18 protein-coding genes and 1 riboswitch are annotated in these 22,844 nt (G+C 60.6%); of the genes, 13 read left to right on the forward strand and 5 right to left on the reverse strand.

Translation table 11 applies throughout. From position 1 onward, the window contains the following. Nucleotides 1-24: 24 nt before the first annotated feature. The 10 genes from CIK76_RS02530 (at nucleotide 25) to CIK76_RS02575 (ending at nucleotide 13,887) form a co-directional block, all read left to right on the forward strand. Nucleotides 25-1,173, forward strand: coding sequence for a serine hydrolase domain-containing protein (locus tag CIK76_RS02530; RefSeq protein WP_096283232.1), 1,149 nt, complete (start codon nucleotides 25-27; stop codon nucleotides 1,171-1,173). Beyond that, nucleotides 1,170-1,961, forward strand: coding sequence for an SGNH/GDSL hydrolase family protein (locus CIK76_RS02535; RefSeq protein ID WP_096283233.1), 792 nt, complete (start codon nucleotides 1,170-1,172; stop codon nucleotides 1,959-1,961). Before CIK76_RS02530 ends, CIK76_RS02535 begins: the two co-directional genes overlap by 4 nt. Before the next feature lie 97 nt (nucleotides 1,962-2,058). Beyond that, a riboswitch (glycine riboswitch) is annotated at nucleotides 2,059-2,156 on the forward strand. Nucleotides 2,157-2,321: 165 nt separating this feature from the next. Then, nucleotides 2,322-5,168: an aminomethyl-transferring glycine dehydrogenase gene (gcvP, locus tag CIK76_RS02540; protein WP_096283234.1), complete on the forward strand. Its 2,847-nt coding sequence runs from the start codon at nucleotides 2,322-2,324 to the stop codon at nucleotides 5,166-5,168. A 9-nt stretch (nucleotides 5,169-5,177) separates the two neighbouring features. Beyond that, nucleotides 5,178-6,305 (forward strand): glycine cleavage system aminomethyltransferase GcvT, encoded by a 1,128-nt coding sequence (gene gcvT, locus CIK76_RS02545; protein ID WP_096283235.1) that lies wholly within the window; start codon nucleotides 5,178-5,180, stop codon nucleotides 6,303-6,305. 60 nt (nucleotides 6,306-6,365) lie between these two features. Continuing rightward, complete coding sequence (gene gcvH, locus CIK76_RS02550; RefSeq protein ID WP_096283236.1) at nucleotides 6,366-6,746, forward strand: glycine cleavage system protein GcvH; 381 nt, start codon at nucleotides 6,366-6,368, stop codon at nucleotides 6,744-6,746. Next, complete coding sequence (glyA, locus tag CIK76_RS02555) at nucleotides 6,746-8,068, forward strand: serine hydroxymethyltransferase (RefSeq protein WP_096283237.1); 1,323 nt, start codon at nucleotides 6,746-6,748, stop codon at nucleotides 8,066-8,068. The genes gcvH and glyA overlap by 1 nt, the downstream gene beginning before the upstream one ends. Nucleotides 8,069-8,256: 188 nt before the next feature. After that, entirely contained in the window at nucleotides 8,257-9,666 is a 1,410-nt protein-coding gene (locus tag CIK76_RS02560) for an L-serine ammonia-lyase (protein WP_096283238.1), read from the forward strand. Between the two features lie 408 nt (nucleotides 9,667-10,074). Next, the gene (gene mgtE, locus CIK76_RS02565) at nucleotides 10,075-11,439 is read left to right on the forward strand and encodes a magnesium transporter (RefSeq protein ID WP_096283239.1); all 1,365 of its coding nucleotides are present in this window, start codon (nucleotides 10,075-10,077) and stop codon (nucleotides 11,437-11,439) included. A gap of 65 nt (nucleotides 11,440-11,504) precedes the next feature. Beyond that, nucleotides 11,505-12,614, forward strand: a complete 1,110-nt coding sequence (locus tag CIK76_RS02570) for a tRNA-dihydrouridine synthase (RefSeq protein ID WP_096283240.1) — start codon at nucleotides 11,505-11,507, stop codon at nucleotides 12,612-12,614. Between the two features lie 142 nt (nucleotides 12,615-12,756). Beyond that, nucleotides 12,757-13,887: a hypothetical protein gene (locus CIK76_RS02575; protein ID WP_255248322.1), complete on the forward strand. Its 1,131-nt coding sequence runs from the start codon at nucleotides 12,757-12,759 to the stop codon at nucleotides 13,885-13,887. 71 nt (nucleotides 13,888-13,958) lie between these two features. Here CIK76_RS02575 and CIK76_RS02580 read toward each other — a convergent pair whose 3' ends face one another. Next, nucleotides 13,959-15,116 carry a CPBP family intramembrane glutamic endopeptidase gene (locus CIK76_RS02580; protein ID WP_096283241.1) on the reverse strand — a complete coding sequence of 386 codons (1,158 nt, stop codon included), beginning with the start codon at nucleotides 15,114-15,116 and terminating at the stop codon, nucleotides 13,959-13,961. A 156-nt stretch (nucleotides 15,117-15,272) separates the two neighbouring features. On the opposite strand from CIK76_RS02580, the gene CIK76_RS02585 reads away from it, so the two are divergent. The 3 genes from CIK76_RS02585 to CIK76_RS02595 are packed head-to-tail and all read left to right on the forward strand — an operon-like array spanning nucleotide 15,273 to nucleotide 18,788. After that, the gene (locus tag CIK76_RS02585) at nucleotides 15,273-16,550 is read left to right on the forward strand and encodes a YibE/F family protein (RefSeq protein WP_096283242.1); all 1,278 of its coding nucleotides are present in this window, start codon (nucleotides 15,273-15,275) and stop codon (nucleotides 16,548-16,550) included. A 46-nt stretch (nucleotides 16,551-16,596) separates the two neighbouring features. Continuing rightward, a complete protein-coding gene (locus CIK76_RS02590; protein ID WP_096283243.1) occupies nucleotides 16,597-17,649 on the forward strand; it encodes a zinc ABC transporter substrate-binding protein in 1,053 nt (350 codons plus the stop codon). A 20-nt stretch (nucleotides 17,650-17,669) separates the two neighbouring features. After that, the gene (locus tag CIK76_RS02595; protein WP_096283244.1) at nucleotides 17,670-18,788 is read left to right on the forward strand and encodes a CDP-glycerol glycerophosphotransferase family protein; all 1,119 of its coding nucleotides are present in this window, start codon (nucleotides 17,670-17,672) and stop codon (nucleotides 18,786-18,788) included. On the opposite strand, the gene CIK76_RS02600 is transcribed toward CIK76_RS02595, so the two are convergent. From CIK76_RS02600 to CIK76_RS02615, 4 genes are all read right to left on the reverse strand, one after another. Beyond that, complete coding sequence (locus tag CIK76_RS02600) at nucleotides 18,785-20,275, reverse strand: gamma-aminobutyraldehyde dehydrogenase (RefSeq protein WP_096283245.1); 1,491 nt, start codon at nucleotides 20,273-20,275, stop codon at nucleotides 18,785-18,787. The two genes, CIK76_RS02595 and CIK76_RS02600, sit on opposite strands and share 4 nt — an antisense overlap. 37 nt (nucleotides 20,276-20,312) lie before the next feature. Beyond that, entirely contained in the window at nucleotides 20,313-20,681 is a 369-nt protein-coding gene (locus CIK76_RS02605; protein WP_096283246.1) for a cupin domain-containing protein, read from the reverse strand. Continuing rightward, nucleotides 20,681-22,126 carry an FAD-dependent oxidoreductase gene (locus CIK76_RS02610; protein WP_096283247.1) on the reverse strand — a complete coding sequence of 482 codons (1,446 nt, stop codon included), beginning with the start codon at nucleotides 22,124-22,126 and terminating at the stop codon, nucleotides 20,681-20,683. Before CIK76_RS02610 ends, CIK76_RS02605 begins: the two co-directional genes overlap by 1 nt. A gap of 358 nt (nucleotides 22,127-22,484) precedes the next feature. Further along, nucleotides 22,485-22,841, reverse strand: coding sequence for a hypothetical protein (locus CIK76_RS02615; RefSeq protein ID WP_141393442.1), 357 nt, complete (start codon nucleotides 22,839-22,841; stop codon nucleotides 22,485-22,487). Nucleotides 22,842-22,844: the final 3 nt, after the last annotated feature.

Below are 22,844 nucleotides of genomic sequence, written 5' to 3' on the forward strand. Positions count from 1 at the left end.
GCAGCAAGCACTTTAAGGATTTTCATGGATTCGGTCATTACAGAAGATTTCGCGCCCCTCGCCGAAGCGCTTGACGCCCGAGCGGCGGAAGAAGAGGGCTATTCGGCCCAGCTCGCGATTTATCACCGCGGGCAGCTGGTGCTCAGCCACGCGGTCGGCGATCATCTCGCCGGCGACGCGGTGACCTGCGTCTTCTCCTGCACCAAGGGCCTGGGGGCGCTGGTCATCGCGATGCTGATTCAGGACGGCTTGCTCGATCCGGCCAAGCCGATCGGAACCTACTGGCCCGAATTCGCCAGCGGCGGCAAGCAGCGCCTGACCCTGGGCGAAGTGCTCAGCCACCAAGCCGGCGTGCTCGGCGTCCCCGGGGGAGTTCCAAGCGAGGTTCTGCTCAACTCGGCCGAATACGCCAAGGTGCTGGCCTCGATGCCGAGCATCTGGCCGCAGGGACAGAATATCGTCGGCTACCACGCCATCACCATGGGCGTACTCATGGAAGAACTGGTACGCCGGGTCACCGGCCAGGAACTCAAAGAAGTCTACGAACAGCGCATCCGCAAGCCGCTGGGAGTCGACGCCTTCATCGGCCACGGCGCAGAACTCGAACCGCGCTACCGCGACGTGCTGCCCGCGCTGGATGAAGCACCTGCCTTCATGGACCCGTTCTCGCCGTCCGGGCTCTCGGTCAACTCCACCTCGGGCTTCGCCCTGGAATCCGGACCGGTGTACAACTGGCACGAACTGGCGAACTCGCCACAGGTCCGGCAGCTGGGTCCCGCCTCCATGGGCGCGGTGGCCAACGCCCAGGCGCTCGCCGGGATCTACGCCGCGTCCTTCGGCGCGGTGCCGGAGCTCGGCGCCACCGAGGGGCTGCTCAGCGCAGATACCTGGGCCGAGGTTTCCACCGAACTCGTCTACGGACCGGACCGCACCAACGGTCAGTTGCAGGCCTTCGCCGTCGGTTTCATGAAACCCACCGCGCGCAAGGACTACGGCTCGATCTTCGCCTATGGGCATGACGGGGCGAATTCGTCGCTGGCCTTCGCCGACCCGGCCTACCAGCTGGGCTTCGGCTACATCCCTTCGCGCAATGAAGGAGAAAAGGATATCTCGACCGGCGTGCGCCTGAGCCAGCTGGCCCGCCAGCTCATCTTGGCCAAGGGAGCGAAATGAAATTCCTTGCATTAGGGGATTCCTTCACCGAAGGTGTCGGAGATATCAGCATGGTGCGCCCTAACCGGGTGCGCGGTTGGGCCGACCGGGTGGCCGAGGTGCTGGGCACCCAGGGCGACTGGGAATACGCGAACCTTGCCATTCGCGGCAAGAAGATCTCCCAGGTCATCAACCAGCAGCTCGACGCCGGGCTGGCGTTGGAACCCGATCTGGTGACCATCTATGCAGGGGGCAACGACATTCTGCGCCCCAGCGCCGATCTGGACGCGCTCATGCGCGGTTATGACGGGATGGTCCGCCGATTTGCCGAGTCCGGCAGCACCGTGGTGCTGTTCACCGGGTTCGACACCGTGGATTCCCCGCTATTCAACAAGACCCGTCCGCGGACCGCCATCTACAACGAGAAGATCCGCGAAATCGCTGACACCCATGGTGCGCTGGTGGCCGACTACTGGCGCTGGCGGGAATTCTCGGACCTGCGCTATTGGGCGGGGGACCGGCTGCATATGAACGAATTCGGCCACGCGTTGATGGCGCGCAAGGTGCTCGAACTGCTCGGCAGGCACGGCATCGTTGAGCCCGAATGGGCCGGGCAGATCAATCTTCCGGGGTTGCCGCAGCTGCCGGTCAACTCCCGTGGCGAGAGATTACGCGAGGATATGGGCTGGGTGAAGGAGCATTTGGGACCCTGGATCAAGCGCCGGCTGACGGGCACGTCCTCGGGAGACTCCTTGCCAGCGAGATATCCCGCCTATGTAAAACTCGCTCAAGGCTCCAGTGCAAGTTAATTTGTGAATCTAACCGAGCCGCCGGTCTTGGATAGAAGCATGCGGTGCAGGTAAGATGGTGATGTGTTTTGGATCATCAGATCCACGGCACAGCCTTCGACGGATGGCGGGAGAGACCCGTTCACACCATGGATGGGCGCCGTAGGAGCAATTCCTCCCCAGGAAACTCTCAGGCCCCCGTACCGCCATCACGAGGCAACTCTGGAAAGAAACCGGCCCGTTCCGGTTCACCGAAGGTGCAAGCGCCCGGCTTTGTAGGTCGGATGCGTAAAACTCTCAGGTTATGCAACAGGGATGGGGAGGGACAGAGACCTTCCTTTGGCATGCGCCAAGACAGATCCCCCTGGAGATAACTGCACCATGACTATTACGCAGACCTCGGCATCAACGAGTAGCGAATTCGTGTCCCGCCACATTGGCCCACGTCCGGCCGATGCAAACCACATGCTCCAGACGCTGGGTTACTCCAGCCTCGACGAGCTGATCGACACCGCAGTTCCGGCCGACATCCGCCAGGGTGCGGCATTGGATCTTCCTGCTGCCCTGAGCGAAACCGAAGCGTTGGCTCACCTGCGCAACCTGGCATCCAAGAACGTGATGAAGACCCAGATGATCGGCCAGGGCTTCTACGACACCTTCACGCCAGCGGTGATTCGCCGCAACATCGTGGAAAACCCGGCCTGGTACACCGCCTACACCCCGTACCAGCCAGAAATCTCCCAGGGCCGCCTCGAAGCGCTGCTGAACTTCCAGACCATGGTCATGGACCTGACCGGCCTGCCCATCGCCAACGCCTCGATGCTCGATGAGTCCTCATCGGCGGCCGAAGCCGTGCTGATGATGCGCCGTTCGAATAAGAAGAAGGCCAGCGGCAAGACCGTGCTGGACTCGAACATCTTCCCGCAGACCATCAAGGTCATCGAAGGCCGCGCCGACGCGCTCGGCTTCGAAATCGAAGTTGTTGACCTCTCCCAGGGTCTGCCGGAAGGCGACATCTCGGGTATCGTGCTCCAGCAGCCGGGCAACGACGGCTCGATTGCCGACCACAAGCAGATCATCGCCGCCGCCAAGGACGCCGGCGCGATGGTCACTGTCATCGCCGACCTGCTCTCGCTGACCATGATCACCCCTCCCGGTGAACAGGGCGCGGATATCGCAGTGGGCAACACCCAGCGCTTCGGGGTGCCGCTGTTCTTCGGCGGACCGCACGCTGCCTACCTCGCCGTCGGCGCGGGCCTGCAGCGCTCGATGCCCGGGCGCCTGGTCGGTGTCTCCACCGATGACGCCGGCACCCCAGCCTACCGCCTGGCACTGCAGACTCGCGAGCAGCACATCCGCCGCGAGAAGGCCACCTCCAACATCTGCACCGCACAGGCGCTGCTGGCCATTTGCGCCTCGATGTATGGCGTCTACCACGGCCCGGCGGGCCTGAAGCAGATCGCGACCCGGGCGCACAACCACGCTCGCGTCATCGCCAGCTCGCTGGTTTCCGGCGGCTTCACCCTGGCGTCCGACTCCTTCTTCGACACCGTTGTGGTCAACGTCGAGAACGCGGAAGCGGTCATCGCCAAGGCGGCCGAAGCCGGCATCAACCTGCGCAAGGTTTCCGAAACCCAGGTGGGCATCTCCACCGATGAGGCAACCACCGCGGATATCGTGCGCACCCTGGTCGAGGTCTTCGGCGTTGAGCTGTCCGTACCGGAGGGCTTCGAGATCCCCGAGGCGCAGGTGCGCACCAGCGCCTACATGACCCACCCGATCTTCAACACCATCTCCTCCGAGACCCAGATGATGCGCTACCTGCGTCGCCTCTCGGACCGCGACCTGGCCTTGGACCGCACCATGATCCCACTGGGCTCATGCACCATGAAGCTGAACTCGGCCGCCGAGATGGAATCCATCACCTGGCCGGAGTTCGCCACGATCCACCCCTACGTTCCCGCCGAGCAGTCCATCGGCTGGCGCGAACTGATCACCGACCTCGAAGGCCGGTTGACCGCCATCACCGGTTACGCCGGCATCTCGATCCAGCCCAACGCCGGCTCGCAGGGCGAATACTCCGGGTTGCTTGCCATCTCCGGCTACCACGCCTCGCGCGGCGAATCCCAGCGCGACGTCTGCCTGATCCCGGCTTCGGCCCACGGCACCAACGCGGCTTCGGCCGTGCTGGCAGGGATGAAGGTCGTCGTGGTGAAGACCGCAGCGGACGGCACCATCGACGCAAACGACCTGGATGCCAAGATCGAGGCCAACAAGGACGTCCTGTCGGCCATCATGATCACCTACCCATCCACCCACGGGGTCTACGACGCCGACGTGCGCGAGGTCTGTGACAAGATCCACGCCGCGGGCGGCCAGGTCTACATCGACGGCGCGAACATGAACGCCCTGGTGGGCCTCGCGCAGCCGGGCCAGTTCGGCGGCGACGTCAGCCACCTGAACCTGCACAAGACCTTCTGCATCCCGCACGGCGGTGGCGGACCGGGTGTCGGCCCGGTCGCTGTCGCCGAGCACCTGGTGCCATTCCTGCCCGGCGACGCTTCGGGCAGCTACACCGAACGCGACGGTGTGCCGGTAGTGTCCACCGCTTTCGGCTCCGCCGGCGTGCTGCCGATCTCCTGGGCCTACATCGCGATGATGGGTGGCGACGGGCTGACCGAAGCAACCAAGACCGCGATCCTGAACGCAAACTACATTGCCAAGCGCCTGAACGAGTACTTCCCGATCCTGTTCACCGGCAACAAGTCCCTGGTGGCCCACGAGTGCATCCTGGACCTCCGCGAACTGACCGCGAAAACCGGTGTGACCGCAGAAGACGTGGCCAAGCGCCTGATCGACTTCGGATTCCACGCACCAACGCTGTCCTTCCCGGTCTCCGGCACCCTGATGGTGGAGCCAACCGAGTCCGAGGACCTGGCGGAAATCGAACGCTTCATCGAAGCGATGATCACCATCCACCAGGAAATGCAGGAAGTGCTGTCCGGGGTCTACACCATCGAAGAGTCGCCGCTGCGCAACGCACCGCACAGCGCCACCGCGCTGATCTCCAGCAATTGGGACCGCAAGTACAGCGTCGAGCAGGCCGCCTTCCCGGTAGCCAGCCTCAAGCGGGACAAGTACTTCCCGGCCACCGGGCGCATCGACGGCGCAGCCGGTGACCGAAACCTGATCTGCTCCTGCCCAGCTCCTGAAGCCTTCGAAGACTAGGACATCGCGATGACTGAGACAAGCACCGATATCAAGCACACCGCGCTGCACGGCAAGCATGCCGAGCTTGGCGCTTCGTTCACCGACTTCGGCGGCTGGGATATGCCGCTGAAGTATGGTTCGGAACTTGCCGAGCACAAGGCCGTGCGTTCCACCGCGGGCCTGTTCGACCTGTCCCACATGGGCGAGGTATGGCTCACCGGTCCCCAGGCCGGCGAGGCGTTGAACACCGCGCTGGCCGGCAACCTGTCCATCATGAAGGTCGGCAAGGCGAAGTACTCGCTGATCCTCAACGAAGCGGGCAAGATCCTTGACGACTTGATCGTCTACCGCCTCGGCGAAGAGCGCTTCCTGGTCGTGCCAAACGCCGGCAACGCGCCGGTTGTGGCGGCCGCACTGGCCGAGCGCGCAGCAGGTTTCGACGTCGTGGTGGATGACGCCTCGGCACGCACCTCGCTGATCGCTGTACAGGGCCCGAACGCCGAGGCGATCGTGGCATCGCTGGCGGCGGATGAGCAGACCGCAGCCGCGGTGCAGGAACTGAACTACTACGCGGCCATCGAAGTGGTTCTCGGCGGAATCGACGTGCTGCTGGCCCGCACCGGCTACACCGGCGAAGACGGCTTCGAGCTGATCATCGCCAACGAAGACGCCGCCGCCATCTGGGACAAGACCGTCGCAGCCGGCACCGGCCACGAACTGGTCCCTTGCGGGCTGGCTTCGCGTGACTCCCTGCGTCTGGAAGCCGGCATGCCGCTCTACGGCAACGAGCTTTCCGTCGAGCGCACCCCCTTCGATGCCGGCTTCGCACCGGTGGTGTCCTTCAAGAAGACCGAGAACTTTGTCGGTCGCGAAGCGCTGGAGGCACTGCGCGGACAGACACCGCCACGCAAGCTGGTGGGCCTGAAAGGTCTGGGCAAGCGCGCCGGCCGAGGCGGGTACGCCATCGTCAAGGATGGAGCGACCATAGGTGAGATCACCTCCGGCCAGCCATCGCCGACCTTGGGCTACCCGGTAGCACTGGGCTACGTAGATGTTGCATTTAGTGAAGTGGGAACCGAGCTAGATGTCGACCTTCGTGGCAAGACATTGCCATTTGTGGTCGTAGAACTGCCGTTCTACACCCGAGCAAAGTAACGTTTAACCTAAGCGGGCGTTCGTAAGACGCCCACCATTTCCCTTGGGAGAGGAATTATCGTGAGTAAAGTTCTTTCATCGTTGCGCTACTCGGCCGAGCACGAGTGGATCGATGCAGCATCACCAGCCAAGATCGGTATCACCCAGATCGCCGCCGACGCACTGGGCGACGTGGTCTACGTTGACCTGCCAGAAGTTGGCGACACCGTCACCGCAGGCGAGACCTGCGGCGAAGTCGAGTCCACGAAGTCGGTTTCCGACCTGTACTCGCCGGTGACCGGCACCATCGTCGAGATCAACCAGGAAGCTGCAGACAATCCTGCAATCCTGAACGAAGATCCATACGGCAACGGCTGGCTGTTCACCGTTGAAGTTGAGTCCGAAGGTCCGCTGCTTTCGGCAGCAGATTACGCCAGCGCGAACGGTGGAAACGTCGAGTAATGAGCAACAAGACTTTTGAATCCCTCGCCCCGGCGTCGCTGACGCAGTCGCTGGCAGAGCTGGACCCGGAGATTGCGCAGCGCATTGACGCGGAGCTCGCTCGTCAGCAGCGTGGCTTGGAGATGATCGCTTCGGAGAACCATACCGCGCAGGCTGTGATGCAGGCGCAGGGTTCGGTGCTGACCAACAAGTACGCCGAGGGGTATCCGGGCCGCCGTTACTACGGTGGCTGCGAAGAGGTTGACGTGGTGGAGACGTTGGCGATTGAGCGTCTGAAGGCACTGTTTGGTGCGGAATTCGCGAACGTGCAGCCGCATTCGGGGGCGCAGGCCAACGCTTCGGTGTTCCACGCGCTGGTTCGCCCGGGGGATACGGTGATGGGTCTGAACTTGGCTCATGGTGGTCACCTGACCCACGGGATGAAGATCAACTTCTCGGGTCGTCTCTTTAACATCGTTCCTTACGGTGTGAATGAAGAGACTTATGAGGTGGATATGGATGAGGTGGAGCGCCTTGCCGTGGAGAGCCAGCCGAAGATGATTGTTGCTGGTTGGTCTGCGTATCCTCGTCAGTTGGACTTCGCTCGTTTCCGTGAGATCGCTGACAAGGTCGGCGCGTACTTGTTTGTGGATATGGCGCACTTTGCTGGTTTGGTGGCTGCTGGGTTGCATCCTTCGCCGGTGCCGCATGCGCATGTGGTGACCTCCACGACGCATAAGACTCTTGCTGGTCCTCGTGGCGGCATTATTTTGTCGAATGATGCTGATATTGCCAAGAAGATCAATTCGGCGGTGTTCCCTGGTCAGCAGGGTGGCCCGTTGGAGCATGTGATCGCTGGTAAGGCTGTGGCGTTCAAGATTGCTGGGTCACAGGAGTTCAAGGAGCGTCAGGCGCGGACGTTGGCTGGGTCGCGGATTTTGGCTGAGCGTTTGGGCCAGGCTGATGTGGCGGCTAAGGGCATTAGCGTGTTGACCGGTGGTACGGATGTGCATTTGGTTTTGGTTGACCTGCGTAACAGCGAGTTGGACGGACAGCAGGGCGAAGACCTCTTGGCACAGGTGGAGATCACCGTGAACCGCAACTCGGTGCCGTTTGATCCGCGTCCGCCGATGGTGACGTCGGGGTTGCGTATTGGTACTCCGGCGTTGGCGACTCGTGGTTTCTCGGAGGCTGCGTTTGGCGAGGTTGCGGAGATTATTGCGCAGGCTTTGATTGCTGGTGCTGATGGTAATGCTGGTGTGTTGCCGGAGCTGAAGCAGCGTGTGCTGGATCTGGCGCAGGCTCACCCGCTCTACCCGGAACTCGCGAAGGTTTCCGAGTAGCAGCTTTTAAGTAAGGAAGGCCCGGAAAGCAAAAACATCGCGTTCCGGGCCTTTCGTCTCTTGTGCGAATGCCAAACAGGCCACTATCGTGCATCACCGTGGACGGGGATCATCCTATTCTCTGCCTCACCACACACATTAGGTGTGAGCATCACCTATTGCCCCAAGTTCTAAGGATGTGAACCGTCATGGCGGTTAGCGTATTCGATCTTTTCTCGGTTGGTATCGGACCTTCCTCCAGCCACACCGTGGGACCAATGCGTGCGGCGCACGCATTCATTGCCCAGGTAATTCGCGAGGGGAAGATTGAGGCACTCGAATCCCTGCGCATCGACGTGTACGGTTCGCTTGCAGCGACCGGACGCGGGCACGGGACCTTCACCGCAATCATGCTCGGGCTGGAGGGCTTCGAACCTGAAGCCATTCTCCCGGCACAGGTAGATGAGCGTCTGGCACAGATGGAATCCACCGGTATTCTTCGTCTCGGATCTCAGTTGGAGGTGCGCAAGGATCTGAATTACAAGGTCAGTGACATGATTCAGCACCCGTTGACCGTCCTGCCCCGGCACACCAATGGCGTGAAGTTCATAGCCTTGGATGCAGCAGGTGCAGAACTGCTCAACGAAACATTCTTCTCCGTCGGCGGCGGTTTCATTGTCCGCGAAGGCGCCGAAGAACGTATCGAGAAGAATATCGAAGAGAAGATCAAGCAGCAGCCGTATCCCTTTACTACCGCTGCGCGCCTGATGGAACATTCGCAGAATACCGGCAAATCGATTGCCGAGATCATGATGGCCAACGAGGAGACCCTCCGTACCCGGGAAGAAATCCGCTCCGGCCTCGTCCACATCTACGAGGTCATGGAACAGTGCAAGGATGCATCGCTCGAACGCACCGGCGTGCTGCCCGGAGGATTGAAGGTTCGCCGCCGGGCACCCGAGTGGCACGAACGCTTGCGCAAGGAAGACAAGGATCGCGATCCGGTCTACTGGCAGGAATGGATCAACCTCGTGGCGCTGGCCGTCAATGAAGAAAACGCTTCGGGCGGTCGAGTCGTGACGGCCCCAACCAATGGTGCCGCGGGCATCATCCCTGCCGTCCTGTTCTACGCAACCCACTATGCACCAGGGGCCAAGTACTGGAACGAAGAGGAAAAGAACGACGCCGTGGTTCGCTTCCTGCTCACCGCCGGGGCGGTTGGCGTGCTGTACAAGGAACAGGCTTCGATCTCCGGTGCCGAGGTCGGTTGCCAGGGCGAAGTTGGTTCGGCTTCGTCGATGGCGGCCGGTGGGCTAGCCGAAATTCTTGGCGGTACCCCAGCCCAGGTTGAAAACGCAGCGGAGATTGCCATGGAACATAACCTTGGACTCACTTGCGACCCGATTGGTGGCCTCGTGCAGATTCCATGTATTGAACGCAACGCGATTGCCGCTTCCAAGGCGGTGAACGCGGCCAAGATGGCGTTGATGGGCGACGGCGAACACCACGTCACCTTGGACGAAGTCATCATCACCATGCGCGAGACGGGCAAGGATATGAGCGATAAGTACAAGGAAACCGCAATGGGCGGTCTGGCCGTCAACGTGGTTGAATGCTAATTCAGTACCCCTGATAAGCGTGCGGTAGGCATTTGCCCGCCGCACGCTTTTTTCATCTGGCGGATGTGATCTTGTCGCCTACGTGGCAACTATTGCCCAAGATGATGATAGAACTGAGGAGAAGGTTCTCGGGCGCACGCCCGAATGGATTCTAGGAGGTGAGCTGCATGGACGACGGTTCTAGTCGATCTATGTTCACGCGACCTCCGCATATCAGCCGCTGAGTTACACGCTAGATCCTGTGCAGCAGTGAGTGGGCTTTGGAGAGCCGCGCTTCAAATCCCTCCTCCACGCATGATTTCAGCCAACGATCACTAATGGACTTCTCACCTAGATTTCGCTAGGTGAACGCCTGCCGGTGATTCGCCCGCACCTCTGGAATGATGCGCCAATACACCGTTTGGGCTGATGACCTTGCACATTTCCAAAGAAGTAGACTTCTCTACTATTTCAACGCAGATCCAGGAGCATCTCGGCTCACCGGATTTCAACGAGCTTGCCTTCCTGCTGCGCGGGCTGAGCTTGCAGCAAACCCTCCAGCAGCTGCACCGGCTGCCGGCCAAAGACATGGCAATCGTCTACCGGCTGCTCGCCAAGGATCAAGCCCGGAGGGTTTTCGAACGCCTGGATCCTGCAATCCAGGCCGAATTGATCGGCAGCTTGCAGCAAGACGCGGTCAGCGAAACCTTTGCCGGGATGGCAACCGATGATCGGGTGGCGCTGCTCGATGAACTACCGGCGCAGCTTGCGGCGAAACTGCTGCGAGGCCTAGCTCCGGAGCAGCGCGAGGCGGTCAACGTCCTGCTCGGATATCGCGCTGGGGTGGTGGGGCATCTGATGAATCCTTACTTTGTCACGACCCGCCCAGAGCTGAGCGTTGCCGAAAGCCTGCAACGGGTACGAGGCCAATTGGATAGTGCAGAGAGTATCTACACGCTGGTAGTGACCGACGAAACGCGTCGCTTGCTCGGGGTAATTTCACTGCGCGCACTGATGGCCGCCGACGAAGAACAGCGGGTATCGGAGCTGCTCACCGTTGGAGTCGGTCTGAGCGCCGAGCAGTCCGCAACCGAGGCGGCTCGTCAAGTGGTGCTTAGCAAGGAACTGCTGATCCCGGTGGTGGATTCCGAGCAGCGGGTCCTCGGAGTCTTTAGCTCCACCGACGCGATCTCGATTCTGGCCGCGGCCGATGAGGAACGCGCTGCGCGCGGTTCCGGTGCCGAACCTCTGCGGCGTCCCTACCTGAGCACCGCGGTTGGTTCTCTGGTAAAAAGCCGCATCGTATGGCTGCTGGTGCTTGCCGTCGGGGCAAGCCTCACGGTCCAGGTGCTTTCGAGTTTCGAAGAAACCCTCGAGTCGATGGTGGTGCTCAGCTTGTTCATTCCACTGATCGTCGGCATCGGCGGCAACACCGGAAACCAGGCGGCGACCACGGTCACCCGAGCAATTGCGATGGGCGATGTTCGCGTCGGGGACCTCGGGCGGGTCATGCTGCGTGAGCTCTGTGTGGGGCTCATCCTCGGATTATGCCTGGGAACCCTCGGATTTGCGCTGGCCGGATTCATCTTCGGCGGATCCATTGCGCTGATTATCGGGATCACACTGGTGGCACTGTGCACGATAGCGGCAGGAGTCGGCGGAATCATGCCGATTATCGGCAAATGGCTGAAAGTCGATCCTGCGGTCTTTTCGAATCCATTCATCTCAACTTTTGTGGATGCCGCCGGGCTGATCGTGTACTTCAGCGTGGCAGTTGCCGTCCTCGCAAACTAGCATGCCCCAGCTCATGGCAACTTGTCTGTTGGAATAATATCCGGGGCTACAGCGTCACACTAGATATGCCTCTAAGTAAATTGTTCACCCCAGTCACCATCCCTACGCGCAGCGGAGCGGGCCTGATGCTGCGCAACCGGGTCGTGCTGCCACCTATGTGCCAGTACGCTGTTGACAAGACAGACGGCGTGCCCACGGACTGGCAGCTAGTTCACCTCGGCTCGATGGCCCATGGCGGTTTTTCGCTGATCGTCACCGAAGCTTCGGCGGTGGTACCCGAAGGCCGGATCTCGGATCGTGACGCCGGAATCTGGAACGAAGAGCAGGTCCAATCATGGGCACGCGTCAACGAATACGTGCACGCGCACGGTGCCGCAACGGCCATCCAGCTGGCTCACGCCGGGGCAAAGGCCTCGACCCATGGTTGGCTCCAGGAGCTCGAAGCCGAGCAGAAGACCGGAAGCATCGCCGTGTCCGAGGGAGGGTGGGACACCGTCACCTCCACGCCGAGCGAAATTTACGGTCTGAAACCAGCGAGCGGAATGACTCAAGAGCAGATCGCCGACTCCGTCCAAGCCTGGGCCGCGGCGGCGGAGCGTGCCGATGCCGCAGGTTTTGACATGATACAAATCCATGCGGCCCATGGATACTTGATTCACCAGTTCCTCTCGCCATTGTCGAATAAGCGAACCGATGAGTATGGCGGAAGCTGGGAAAACCGCACACGCTACCTTCGCGAGATCGTGCATGCGGTCGCGGCCCGCTGGCCCGAGAACAAGGCCCTGGGCATTCGCTTCTCCGGAGACGATTGGGTCGAAGCCGGCTGGCGCATCGCCGACACCATTAAATTGGCCGAGGAGCTCTACGCGGCAGGAGTGCGGGCCTTTGACCTTTCCAGCGCCGGAATCGGTGCCTTCCATGGCCCCAGCGGTCCCGGATACCAAGTCCCACTGGCCCAGGCGGTTAAGCAGGCACTGCCAGATGACGCCTTTGTGACCGCCGTGGGTGGAATTACCGAAGCGCATCAGGCCGAGCAGATATTGGTGACCGGACAGGCCGACGGCGTATGCATCGGGCGGGCGGCATTGGGCGACCCGCAGTGGCCAAACCGCGCCGCGCAGGTCTTGGGGGCTAGCAAGTCGCACCCCTCGCATTACTGGCGTGGGCGCTGGTAAAAAACTTAGGTCGGGTGGCTATTTGGGCTTTGCCCATGCGATCTTTTCGCTTTGCTCTTCCAGCTATCGACGCGCGGTGTTAGGTTAGTCACACGGAGCTAGTCGCACGGCGGCCAGGGGTCGCGTGCGGAAGGGAGTCAGCATGGCACTACGCGCGGATTCTAATGGAATCGACGCTTCGCTTTATCGGGAAAATGGTTCGTGGTGCACCGCTTTGGTGGATGCATCATTGGGAACCACCGCGGCGCACGAGGCAGCTGACCGATTGCCGGGGGAAGTGGCCAAACTACTGAAAAGCCAGCAGGCCAGCTCCAATGATATTGAAGCTGTGACCGGGGCTTTGGAACCGGCGAAGGGGCTTCGTGCACCGGTAGCTCGATTCATCGCAGTCCATGACGGGACGGTGGTGCTCAACGAACTCATTCCTGGATTGAAGGTCGAATCCGCCGCCGTGGATGCGGGGCCATTTCCGAATTTCACCGCCCTAGCCAGGGCGCGGGGTGGGGCATTTTCCTATCTTGTGGCCGAGGTCGGGCGCGATGGCGGAGAGGTGCACCTGTACAACACCACATCTCCGGAGCGAGTGGGCAGCCGCGGGATTGTGGGCTCACCGGAAGAAACTCACCATGCACGCAAGGTGCCAGGCGAGTATGACCAGCCGAAGAATCAGTCCGCGGCCGATGAGATGGCGCGACGCAACGCCGAGGAAGTTGCGGAACTGATCACCGAAATGTGCAAAGACACCTATATCAGGCTCATCGTGCTTTCCGGCGACGTGAAATCGCGAGAGGCCATCGCTGGGATGCTTCCGGTGGCGCTCAAGCCGTATGTCGAGGTCTTGGATGCGCACACGCGCACCGGCGGCGCGGATACCAAGCAGGTTGATGACCGCATTTCGCAGTTGGTCTCCGATACGCACGCCGAAGCGATAGCGGAGCTTGAGAAACGGGTGTCGGCTCAGGCTGGCAACGGCCGCGCGCAACTGGCCGTAGGCCTCGCCGAGGTGGTGACAGCGCTTCAATCCGCTCAGGCAGAAGTGGTGCTCGTTGGACAGTATCAAGATGAGCACACCCTGCGGGCGCTATCGGCCGAACCTTGGGTGGCCCATGAAGAGGGCGATGATCATTCGGACCTGGTCATGGGGCAGTGGCCGGCTCCAGAGGTGCTGCTTCGAGCGACGGCGTTGACGGATGCCACAATCCGTTATGTTCCCGACTCGATTCTTCCCGATGGAGTGGGCATCGCAGCCTTGCTGCGCTGGGCCAAGTCCTAAAACCGAGAAAGCTCCGCCGGTGAGAGCGCATGATGCGTGCTCACCGGCGAAGCTTTTTAGTGCCACCCTAGCTACGGGTTAGGTGCGTTATGGTCGTGGGGGTTCGCGTCCGGCTGGCTGGGATTGGGGTAGCCTTCCTGCGGTGGCTGCGCCGGAGGGTAGGCCGAACCGCTCTGTGGGGCGGGAGGAGCCCAATACGCCGCTGCCGGCGGAACCGGTGGATAGGCCGCCGGCCAAGGCTGCAACAGCTGTGGGGCACGGCGCTGCGGTGCCGGCCCGGCCGTTCTCTCGATATGCCGCCGCTTGGCCACCCAAAGCAGGATGTAGGTCACCAGCGCGGTGAATCCTATCGAAGTAAGCAGGCTAGAGAGCGAAGATTGCGTGGCGTTGATATCGACGGCTCCGACGGCGGCCAGCAGGAACAAGCCCACATTGTTGATCACGTGTATTGCGATGGCAGCTTCCAATCCACCGGTGCGCCAGGTGAGGAAACCTGCGGCTATGGCAAAGAATGCCACGTCAAGCAGCCCGTAAATATCGTACAAGTGACCAAAGGTGAATAGCGGCACCGGAAGCAATATCGCGAACAACGGGTGTTTAAGCCAGCTGCCAATGGTTTGCATGAGCATCCCGCGGAATACGATTTCCTCCGCCGCTGCCTGGAACGGCACCAGCAGCACCACGAGCAAGGCGAAGAAGAGCGGATTCGCGGGAAGGTTCTCTGCGGGGACATTCGTTGGAGCCACGAGGCCGGCGGCCTCGATGCCTAAACTAATCCCAAAATAAACTGCATAGAGCACGACCGCGATCCCGGTGCACAGGCCCAGCCATTTCCAGCGGATCTTGCCGGCCACGGAGATCAAGAGCCCCAGTGGTTTGGGGCCGAGCAGCAGGTAGGCGAAATACGCTACCGGGATCAATACGATCAGCGAGAGCATGGTGAAGAGGAAGACCGCAGGGTCGGCCATGTTCATGCTGTCGAAAGCCATCATCACCGGATCGGTCGGCTCGTCAAGCCGCGTCCCCAGCGAGCTGAAGAGCACGATCATGAGGCCTATGAGCAAGATGACAATTGCCACCAGGTAGAAACCCGTGGCCGTTCCCAGCAATGCCAAGGGGCGCCACCACGCATACTTCGGATCCCGGCGCATCAGACGATGGAACTCGTATCGAGGTTCATCGGCGCTTACTGCATTGGGTATAGGCCCATTAATCTCTGGCATGCTCATAATATAATTTTCGCCCCGAACAGGTTCATTAGGTATGAACCTTGCGGAGGATTTGTTGGATCATCCTTTAGGGGTGTTCATTACCCGGTGTACAGGTTGGCTGACTAGACTTGGGCGCGACGAGTTCTGAAAATTCCTTTGAGGAGTACACCGCACGTGGGGCATCACCATCACGATCAGCCGATTTTGCAAGACCCGAGCCGCAGGCGCCGAGCCTCAATCATTCTGTGGGCCCTGCTCGCCCCCGTAGGGGCGCTCGCTCTGATCATGGTCATCGCGCTCTGGCCGCAGGGCAACTATGATCGCTTTGCACTGAATGGCGCAATGGAGACAACCGGTGGCGCGAGCATGCAGGTCGGCACCGTGAGCAGATCTGCGGTCGAGGACTGCCCTTCGAGCATCGGGCTTGAAGATGTCGGAGGCAAGACGCTTGAATGCAACGTCACCTACCTGATGCCAGATAGCGGCGGCGCCGAAATTCAACTGGAGATTCCACCGGAGACGCTGCATTCCCGCGAAGCGCGTTCCGGTGACCAGATTCGATATTTGGACCTGTCAAGCGTTGACTCGGGCAGCGGCAGCCCCTATGTCTTTGTGGATTTCGTGCGCACCTTGCCGATGGCCCTGCTGGCGGTGGCTTATGGCCTGGTGGTGGTACTGGTGGCTGGCTGGCGTGGTGCTCGCGCGGTCATTGGGCTCGTCGGCGGCATCGCGTTCATGATCATTTTCATGGTGCCTGCGTTGCTGGAGGGCGGGAATCCCGTGCTGATTGCGCTGACGGGTTCGACCGCGATCATGTTCGTGGCGTTGTATTTCGCCCATGGGCTCAACGCGAAAACGTCCACCGCACTGCTCGGAACGCTCTTTGGGCTGGCGGTGACGGCCGGTTTGGCGGTGTGGCTGACCGACGCCGCGGCGCTCACCGGAGCCAATGATGAACACGCGATGACCCTGTCCACCGTGGTGCCGCAAATATCCCTGCCTGGCCTGCTGATCTGCGGCCTGTTGGTGGGTGGCATGGGTGTATTGAACGACGTCACCATCACCCAGTCCGCAACGGTCTGGGAGTTGGCGGAGACCGCTCCGCACGCTTCGGCCAGGGAGTTGTTCTTCAAGGGCATGCGCATCGGTCGCGACCACATCGCCTCGACCGTGTATACGATTGCCTTCGCCTACGCGGGTGCGGCCCTGCCGATCCTGGCCATCGCGGCATTGAGCGATCAGAGCTTCGGGACCACCTTGAGCTCGGGCTCGATGGCGGAGGAAGTCATCCGAATCCTCATTGGTTCCATCGGCTTGGTCCTCGCGATCCCGGTCACCACCGCTATCGCTGTGGTTGTCGTGAAGGCGACCGGTACCGGCGGTGCGCACGGTAAAAGCAGTGTGCCGCTCGGACGGCGAGCAGCGCTAAGTGCGAATGGTTCTCAAATCTAATGTAGAATAGTTCTCAATAGCGTAATGGGTGAATGGAGACTATTAGATGAAAAACCGTGGAATGCTGGCCTCATTGGTGACGATCCCGCTGACCGGCTTGCTGCTGGCTGGATGCTCGGCAAATACGACCGCCGAGGCGCAGGGCACCGAGGAACCAGCTGCCGGTGGCAAGGTTGAGATTGTCACGACGATGAATGTGTACGGGCAGATTGCCCGGGCCATCGGTGGCGAGCATGTCCAGGTCACCGAAATTATCACCTCCACGGCGCAGGATCCGCACTCCTATGAGCCAACCGCCCGGGACAAGCTCACCGTGTCCAAGGCCTCGGTCGTCTTGGCCAACGGCGGCGGCTATGACCAATTCATGGACTCGCTGGTTTCCTCGTTGCCTGCTGAGCAGGCCGAGCAGGTACACCTGATCCACGCGGTGGACTCCTCTCCGGTAGCGGCGGAGAACGAAGAGGGCGAGGAACATGCCGAGCATGAGGGCGAGGAGCATGCCGAGGAAGCGCATGCCGAGCATGAGGGCGAGGAACATGCAGATGAAGCAGGCGATGACCATGCTGGACATGATCACGCGGAATACAACGAACATATTTGGTACGACCTGGACTCAATGGAAGCCCTCGCATCCAGTTTGGCTACCGAGTTAGGCGAATCCGACCCAGAAAACGCCGAGGCCTTCAAAGCCAACGCGGCAAACTTCGCGGAGGGGATCGGCGGACTGCAGGAGCAGCTTGCATCCGCGAAGCTCGATAAGCGAAGCTACGCCATGACCGAGCCGGTCCCATTCCATCTGCTAGAGGATGCAGGAATGGAAAATAAGACTCCTGCCGGACTGAGCGAAGCGGTCGAAGCCGGTGAAGGAATCGCGCCGCTGACACTCAAGGCATTGAGTGACACGCTGGGCGCAGGCGAACTGGATGTGCTGGCCTACAACGTGCAGACCGAAGGGCCTGAAACCACGGCACTTCGTGCGAGCGCCGAATCCGGCAAGGTGGCGGTAGTGGACTTCCGTGAAACCATCACCGACGACTCCAGCTACCTTGAATGGATGGAGAAAAATATTAACGCTTTGGCTTCCGCGATCGAAGGGTAGTTAAAACGTAGACTAGAGGTATGTCTCTGATTACCTCCCAAGTCAATCAAGTCGCAGGCCGTGCAAGGTCAATTTTCGCTGAACGTGCGGTGCGAACGCAGATTGCCGAGGCCAAGCAGGAATTGGGTAGGGCGGAGAATGTCCTCTTTTTCGCCGAGGGGCCCGGACAGTTCTACCAGCTCGGCGTGTGGCTGGAAACCTTCGAACGATTGGCGGCGCAGGGACAATCTGCCGGTGTAGTGGTCATGGACGCGTTGACGGCCCGGGAACTGCTCAAGGTCAGCAAATTGCCGGTTTATTTCACGCGTTCCATTGAGCAGATCGAGCGAAAGCTTACCGAGCTGGGAACCAGGACCATTTGCTACGTGAATAATTCCCAGCGCAATTTCACCATGCTCCGTTTTAACGGACCGGCGCATGTTCACTTGAACCACGGGGAGAGCGAAAAGGCCTCCATGGTTTCGAACCAGCTCAAGGCCTATGACTATGCCTGTGTTGCCGGTCCGGCAGCCGTGGCACGTATTTCCGAGTCGATTGCTCGTTTCGATGTCAAGCACCTGGTGCAGATCGGACGTCCGCAACTGGATGCTTTGACTCCTGAAAGTCCTTCGACAAAGATTCGAGTGCTCTACGCCCCGACATGGGAGGGCGACTCGGAGGCGATGGATTATTCCTCGGTGGTGCGGTTGGGTGAAAGCATCCTGACCCAGTTCGAGGGAGACAGCCGCTTCGAGGTGCGGTTCCGTCCACACCCCAAAACCGGTGACAATTCTGTAGCGGCCAAACGCGAAATCGCGGCGCTGCGCACTCGCTTTGCCGCGGAACTTGATCCGCTGACCGACCCGGGCCAGTCATTGGTATGGGCAGACGTCGCGATCTGCGACACCTCGGCGATGGCCTACGACGCGGTGGCGTTAAACGTTCCGCTGTTCCTGACCGGAGAACGCCCCTCGCAATTGCGTGATCGCTTACCGCAGGAGCAGCTATTGGGCTCGGCAAATGGGCTGGCACAGCGTGTGGCCGAGCTGGCCAAGGCCGGCGTCTCTGGTCGGCAAAAGCAACTGGCCCAGTATTTCTTCGCCACGACCGCTCCGGGAGATGCCACGAAAAAATTGGGCCAGTTGCTGGGTTCCGTCTAGCGCTGCAGGAACACGGTATTCTGCCACTCGCGGTGAGTATCCGTGTCGTGCGAGATCAGCACGTGCTTGACGTTGGTGTATTCATCAAATGAATACTGGCTCATGTCCTTGCCCATGCCGGAGGACTTGTATCCGCCGTGAGGCATCTCGGAAACGATGATGATGTGTTCGTTAATCCACACGCATCCGGCCTGAATCTGCGCGCTGGCACGCATGGCCCGGTTGAGGTCCTTGGTCCAAGCGCTGGCAGCCAGGCCGTACGGAGTATCGTTGGCCAGCTCGATCGCTTCCTCATCGGTTTCGAAAGGCAAGGCCACGAGCACCGGACCAAAGACCTCGTGCTGGACGATCTCGGAATCTTGGCTGGCCCCAACGAGCAGCGTGGGACGATAGAAATTCCCCGGGCCTTCGAGCCGGCGTCCACCGGCCAGGACGGTGGCACCGGCGTCCACCGCCCGCTGCACCATCGAGGAGACCTTCTGCAGATGGGCAGCGCTGATCAGGGCTCCCATATCGGTATTCGGATCCTGCGGGTCACCGACCGCCATGGCGTCCATCAGCTGGGCAACCCGCCGGGTGAATTTCTCGAATACCGACGAATGCACGTAGGCGCGCGTGGCGGCGGTGCAGTCCTGCCCCGCATTGATCGTTGAACCGGCAACCGCCCCATGGGCTGCCGCTTCGATGTCCGCGTCGTCGAAGACCACAAATGGCGCCTTGCCGCCCAGCTCCAGATGCACCCGCTTACCGGTCTCGGCCGCCATCGTCATGATCTTCAGACCGACTTGGGTGGAGCCGGTAAAGGACGTCATGCGAACTTGCTTGTGCCTGACCAATGCCTCGCCGACGCTTGCGCCGCTACCGACCACAACGTTGATCACGCCGTCGGGCAGACCGGCATCCTTGGCGGCTTGAGCGAAGAGCAGGCTTGTTCCAGGAGTTAGTTCGCTGGGCTTGAGCACGATGGTGTTTCCGGCGGCGATGGCCGGAAGCACTTTCCAAGCGGCCATCTGCAAGGGGTAGTTCCACGGCGAAATAGAGCCAACCACGCCAATGGGCTCCCGGCGAATCATCGAGGTCGTGTTTCCAGCGTAATCTCCGGAAGCCAGACCCTGCAGGTTGCGTGCGGCCCCAGCAAAGAAGTTCACGTTGTCGATCGAACCTGGCACATCAAACTCGGTGGACATGCGCATGCTCTTGCCGGTCTGCGCGGTCTCCACTTCGGCCAGTACCTGTGCGTGGGATTGCAGCTCGCGGGCCAGCGCCAACAGATGATCGGATCTCTCCCCGGGGGTGAGGGCCGACCAGGTCTTGAAGGCATTCGCCGCCGCCTGGACCGCCTCGTCTACCTCGTCCACGCTCGCAGTATCAACTTCTTCGAGTTGTTCTCCGGTCGCCGGATTGATTCGAATAAGTAGCTCACCGGTACCGCGGCGCCAGGAGCCGTTGATGAATTGGTGTCCTTGCGAAAAATTGAAACCTGACATGTTCTATCGTTCCTTGGATTTGTGGATTCTTTGCGGGCTAGAGACTCAGATAGATCTTGCGAAGAGTTTTCGTGACGCGCCATTCGGTATGCATCTGGGCGTGCAGCCGCACCAGGGCACCAGGGAAAAGCTCAATTTCTTGCGCGGCGAAACCCGCGCGCTGCGCAATCTTGATGTTTCCGGACCCGGAGAGCACCACGAAGTATTCGTCCGCTTCGATGTCGCGCATTGCGCCGATCGACATCTCCCAGATCCCGATGGACGTACCGGCTAGGTCACCGACCTCGTATACGGCGGTGCGGGTGCCGGCCGCGCCTAGTTGCAGATGCTCTGGAATGAGTTCGGCCGCTAGCGGGATGCTGGCAGCGTCAACGAGGGTGGCTAGCGGTCTGGTTTCTTCTGCCATTAGGAATCGAAGCCCATGCCGATCTTGTCCATGACCTTGAGGAAGGCCGGCCGTCTGCCCTCATTGCGATCGGCGCTGATCAGCTGGCTGGTCATGAGCTTAACCCCGACGTACGCGGCGGGTTCCGGAGGGAAGGGGATCGGCTTGGTGCGAACCATTTCCAGTTCGGTCAGCTCGGTCTTTTCGCCCGAGAGCAGATCCAGCATGACCTTCGCACCGAATCTTGTGGCGCCGACACCGAGTCCGGTGAATCCTGCGCAGTAGGCCACCTTGCCGCCGTGAGTCAGGTCAAAGAAGGAGAAGAAACGTGAGCAGGTATCGATGGCCCCGCCCCAGGCGTGGGAGAACTTCACGTCCTCCAGCTGCGGGAAGTTTCCGAAAAAATGGGCTGCGAGCTTCTCGAATGTGGAGCTATTGGTGTCGTAGCTCGAACGGACTTTGCCACCGAAATGGTAAATGGCATCGTAGCCCCCGTAGAGGATCCGGCAGTTGCCATTTTCGTCTACGGTCGGTCTGGCGTAGTGGAATCTATTGTTCAGATCGGCCAGCCCGACGGGCTCTTTCCAACCCAGCGAACGGCGTTGCGCTTCGGTCAGCGGCTCGGTCATCAATGCGTAATCGTAGACGGGGATGACCCTTGCCCGGTGACGTTTGAGCAAGGAGGGGAAGACATTGGTGGCTAAGGCCACGCGCTGGGCCCGAATGCGCCCGGCTGCCGTCAATACGAGTATTTGCCCATTGTTTTCTTTCAGCTCGGCCGCGTGGGTGTGCTCAAAGATGCGCACTCCCAGCTCACGGCAGACCCGGGCCAGTTCCCAAGCGAGTTTTGCCGGGTGCACCAGCGCCGTGGACGTTCGATCCAAGGAGCCCGCGAGGAAATCCGGGGAGTTGATGACTTCCTTGACTTGCTGGCCATCGAGATACTCGATGCCTTCGGACTCGGCAGCTTCGGCAACCCAAGGGACCTGATGCGGCTCGATAGCCACTTCGAGTACGCCAGCACGAGTGAACTCCACATCCATGCCATAACGCTCGACGGTGGCTTGGAACTCATCGAGATTTTGAGTTCCCAACTTTCCGAGCAGAGCATTTTCCTGAGGCAAATGGTTTTCGCCGTTGGCCTCACCATGTACCAGTGAGGCTTCGCAAAAACCGCCATTGCGCCCCGAAGCAGCCCAGCCGATGCGTTGCCCCTCGATGAGGACCACATCCCGGTGGGGGTCTCGTTCTTTAGCTTGAAGCGCCGTCCAGAGGCCGGTATATCCACCGCCGACAACGAGCAAATCCGCCTCGATCGAACCGTCCAACGCCTGCGTTGCATCGGGGCGGTGCTCGTTATCAAGCCAGTATGAGGTGTGCTTGGCACCGGACAGGGATTCTTTGATGTGCCCGGGCGAGGCATTCGCTTCGTGCCGGTCAAAGGTAAGGGGAAAATTCTTGCTCATTGGTGGTCCTCGAGTCGCATAAGTATGAAGTTTGCTGTGTTGGGTTGCGACAGGGGAATCACGAGCGGGCACAGGATGGCAGCGGGGATCTGGTCCCCAGGGATTGCAGGCGTAACGGATGCCGATTGCCGAAGGGCAGAATCGCGTATTGCGGCAAAGCGGGGCGCGGCATGATTCGATAGCCATTGGCTGGCCACGGATATCCCTCTTCTCGGAGTGCTTGCCTCGCAGTGAACGTCATTCATTACTTATCTAAGCCCGGTTTTTCGGGCAGGTCAAGGGAAAATTCAATTCTCTGTACAGCGAAGTGATGACATGAAACGGCTGAGGACCAGATCCATGATCTGATCCTCAGCGACTAATTTGCCGCGTATTGCGGTTTTGGCGTCCGACTTCGTGAACGATTGAGCAACACGGCCGCGAAGAACATCAGCAGGAGCTCGGCGGCTCCCACCACGAGCATTGGCACGGCGTGGGCAACATGTTCAGGTGCGGCACCTGAAGAGTGATGGGCGGCGCCTCCGGGGAGTCCTAGCACCATAATGATGTGCGCCAGCCCCATCAACGCGCTCATCAGCATCAGCGCCTGCGGTGACTCGCCTTGCGCCACCGCTAGTGCGCATTTTATGCACCATGCGGTCATGAGGAGCAGCGCCAAGGACCAGCCAAGGTTATGCGGTGCCGCGATGAGCAGCACCAGGTGGGAAGCTGACATGAT

This window comes from Glutamicibacter sp. BW80, assembly GCF_002332385.1.
GTDB lineage: Bacteria > Actinomycetota > Actinomycetes > Actinomycetales > Micrococcaceae > Glutamicibacter.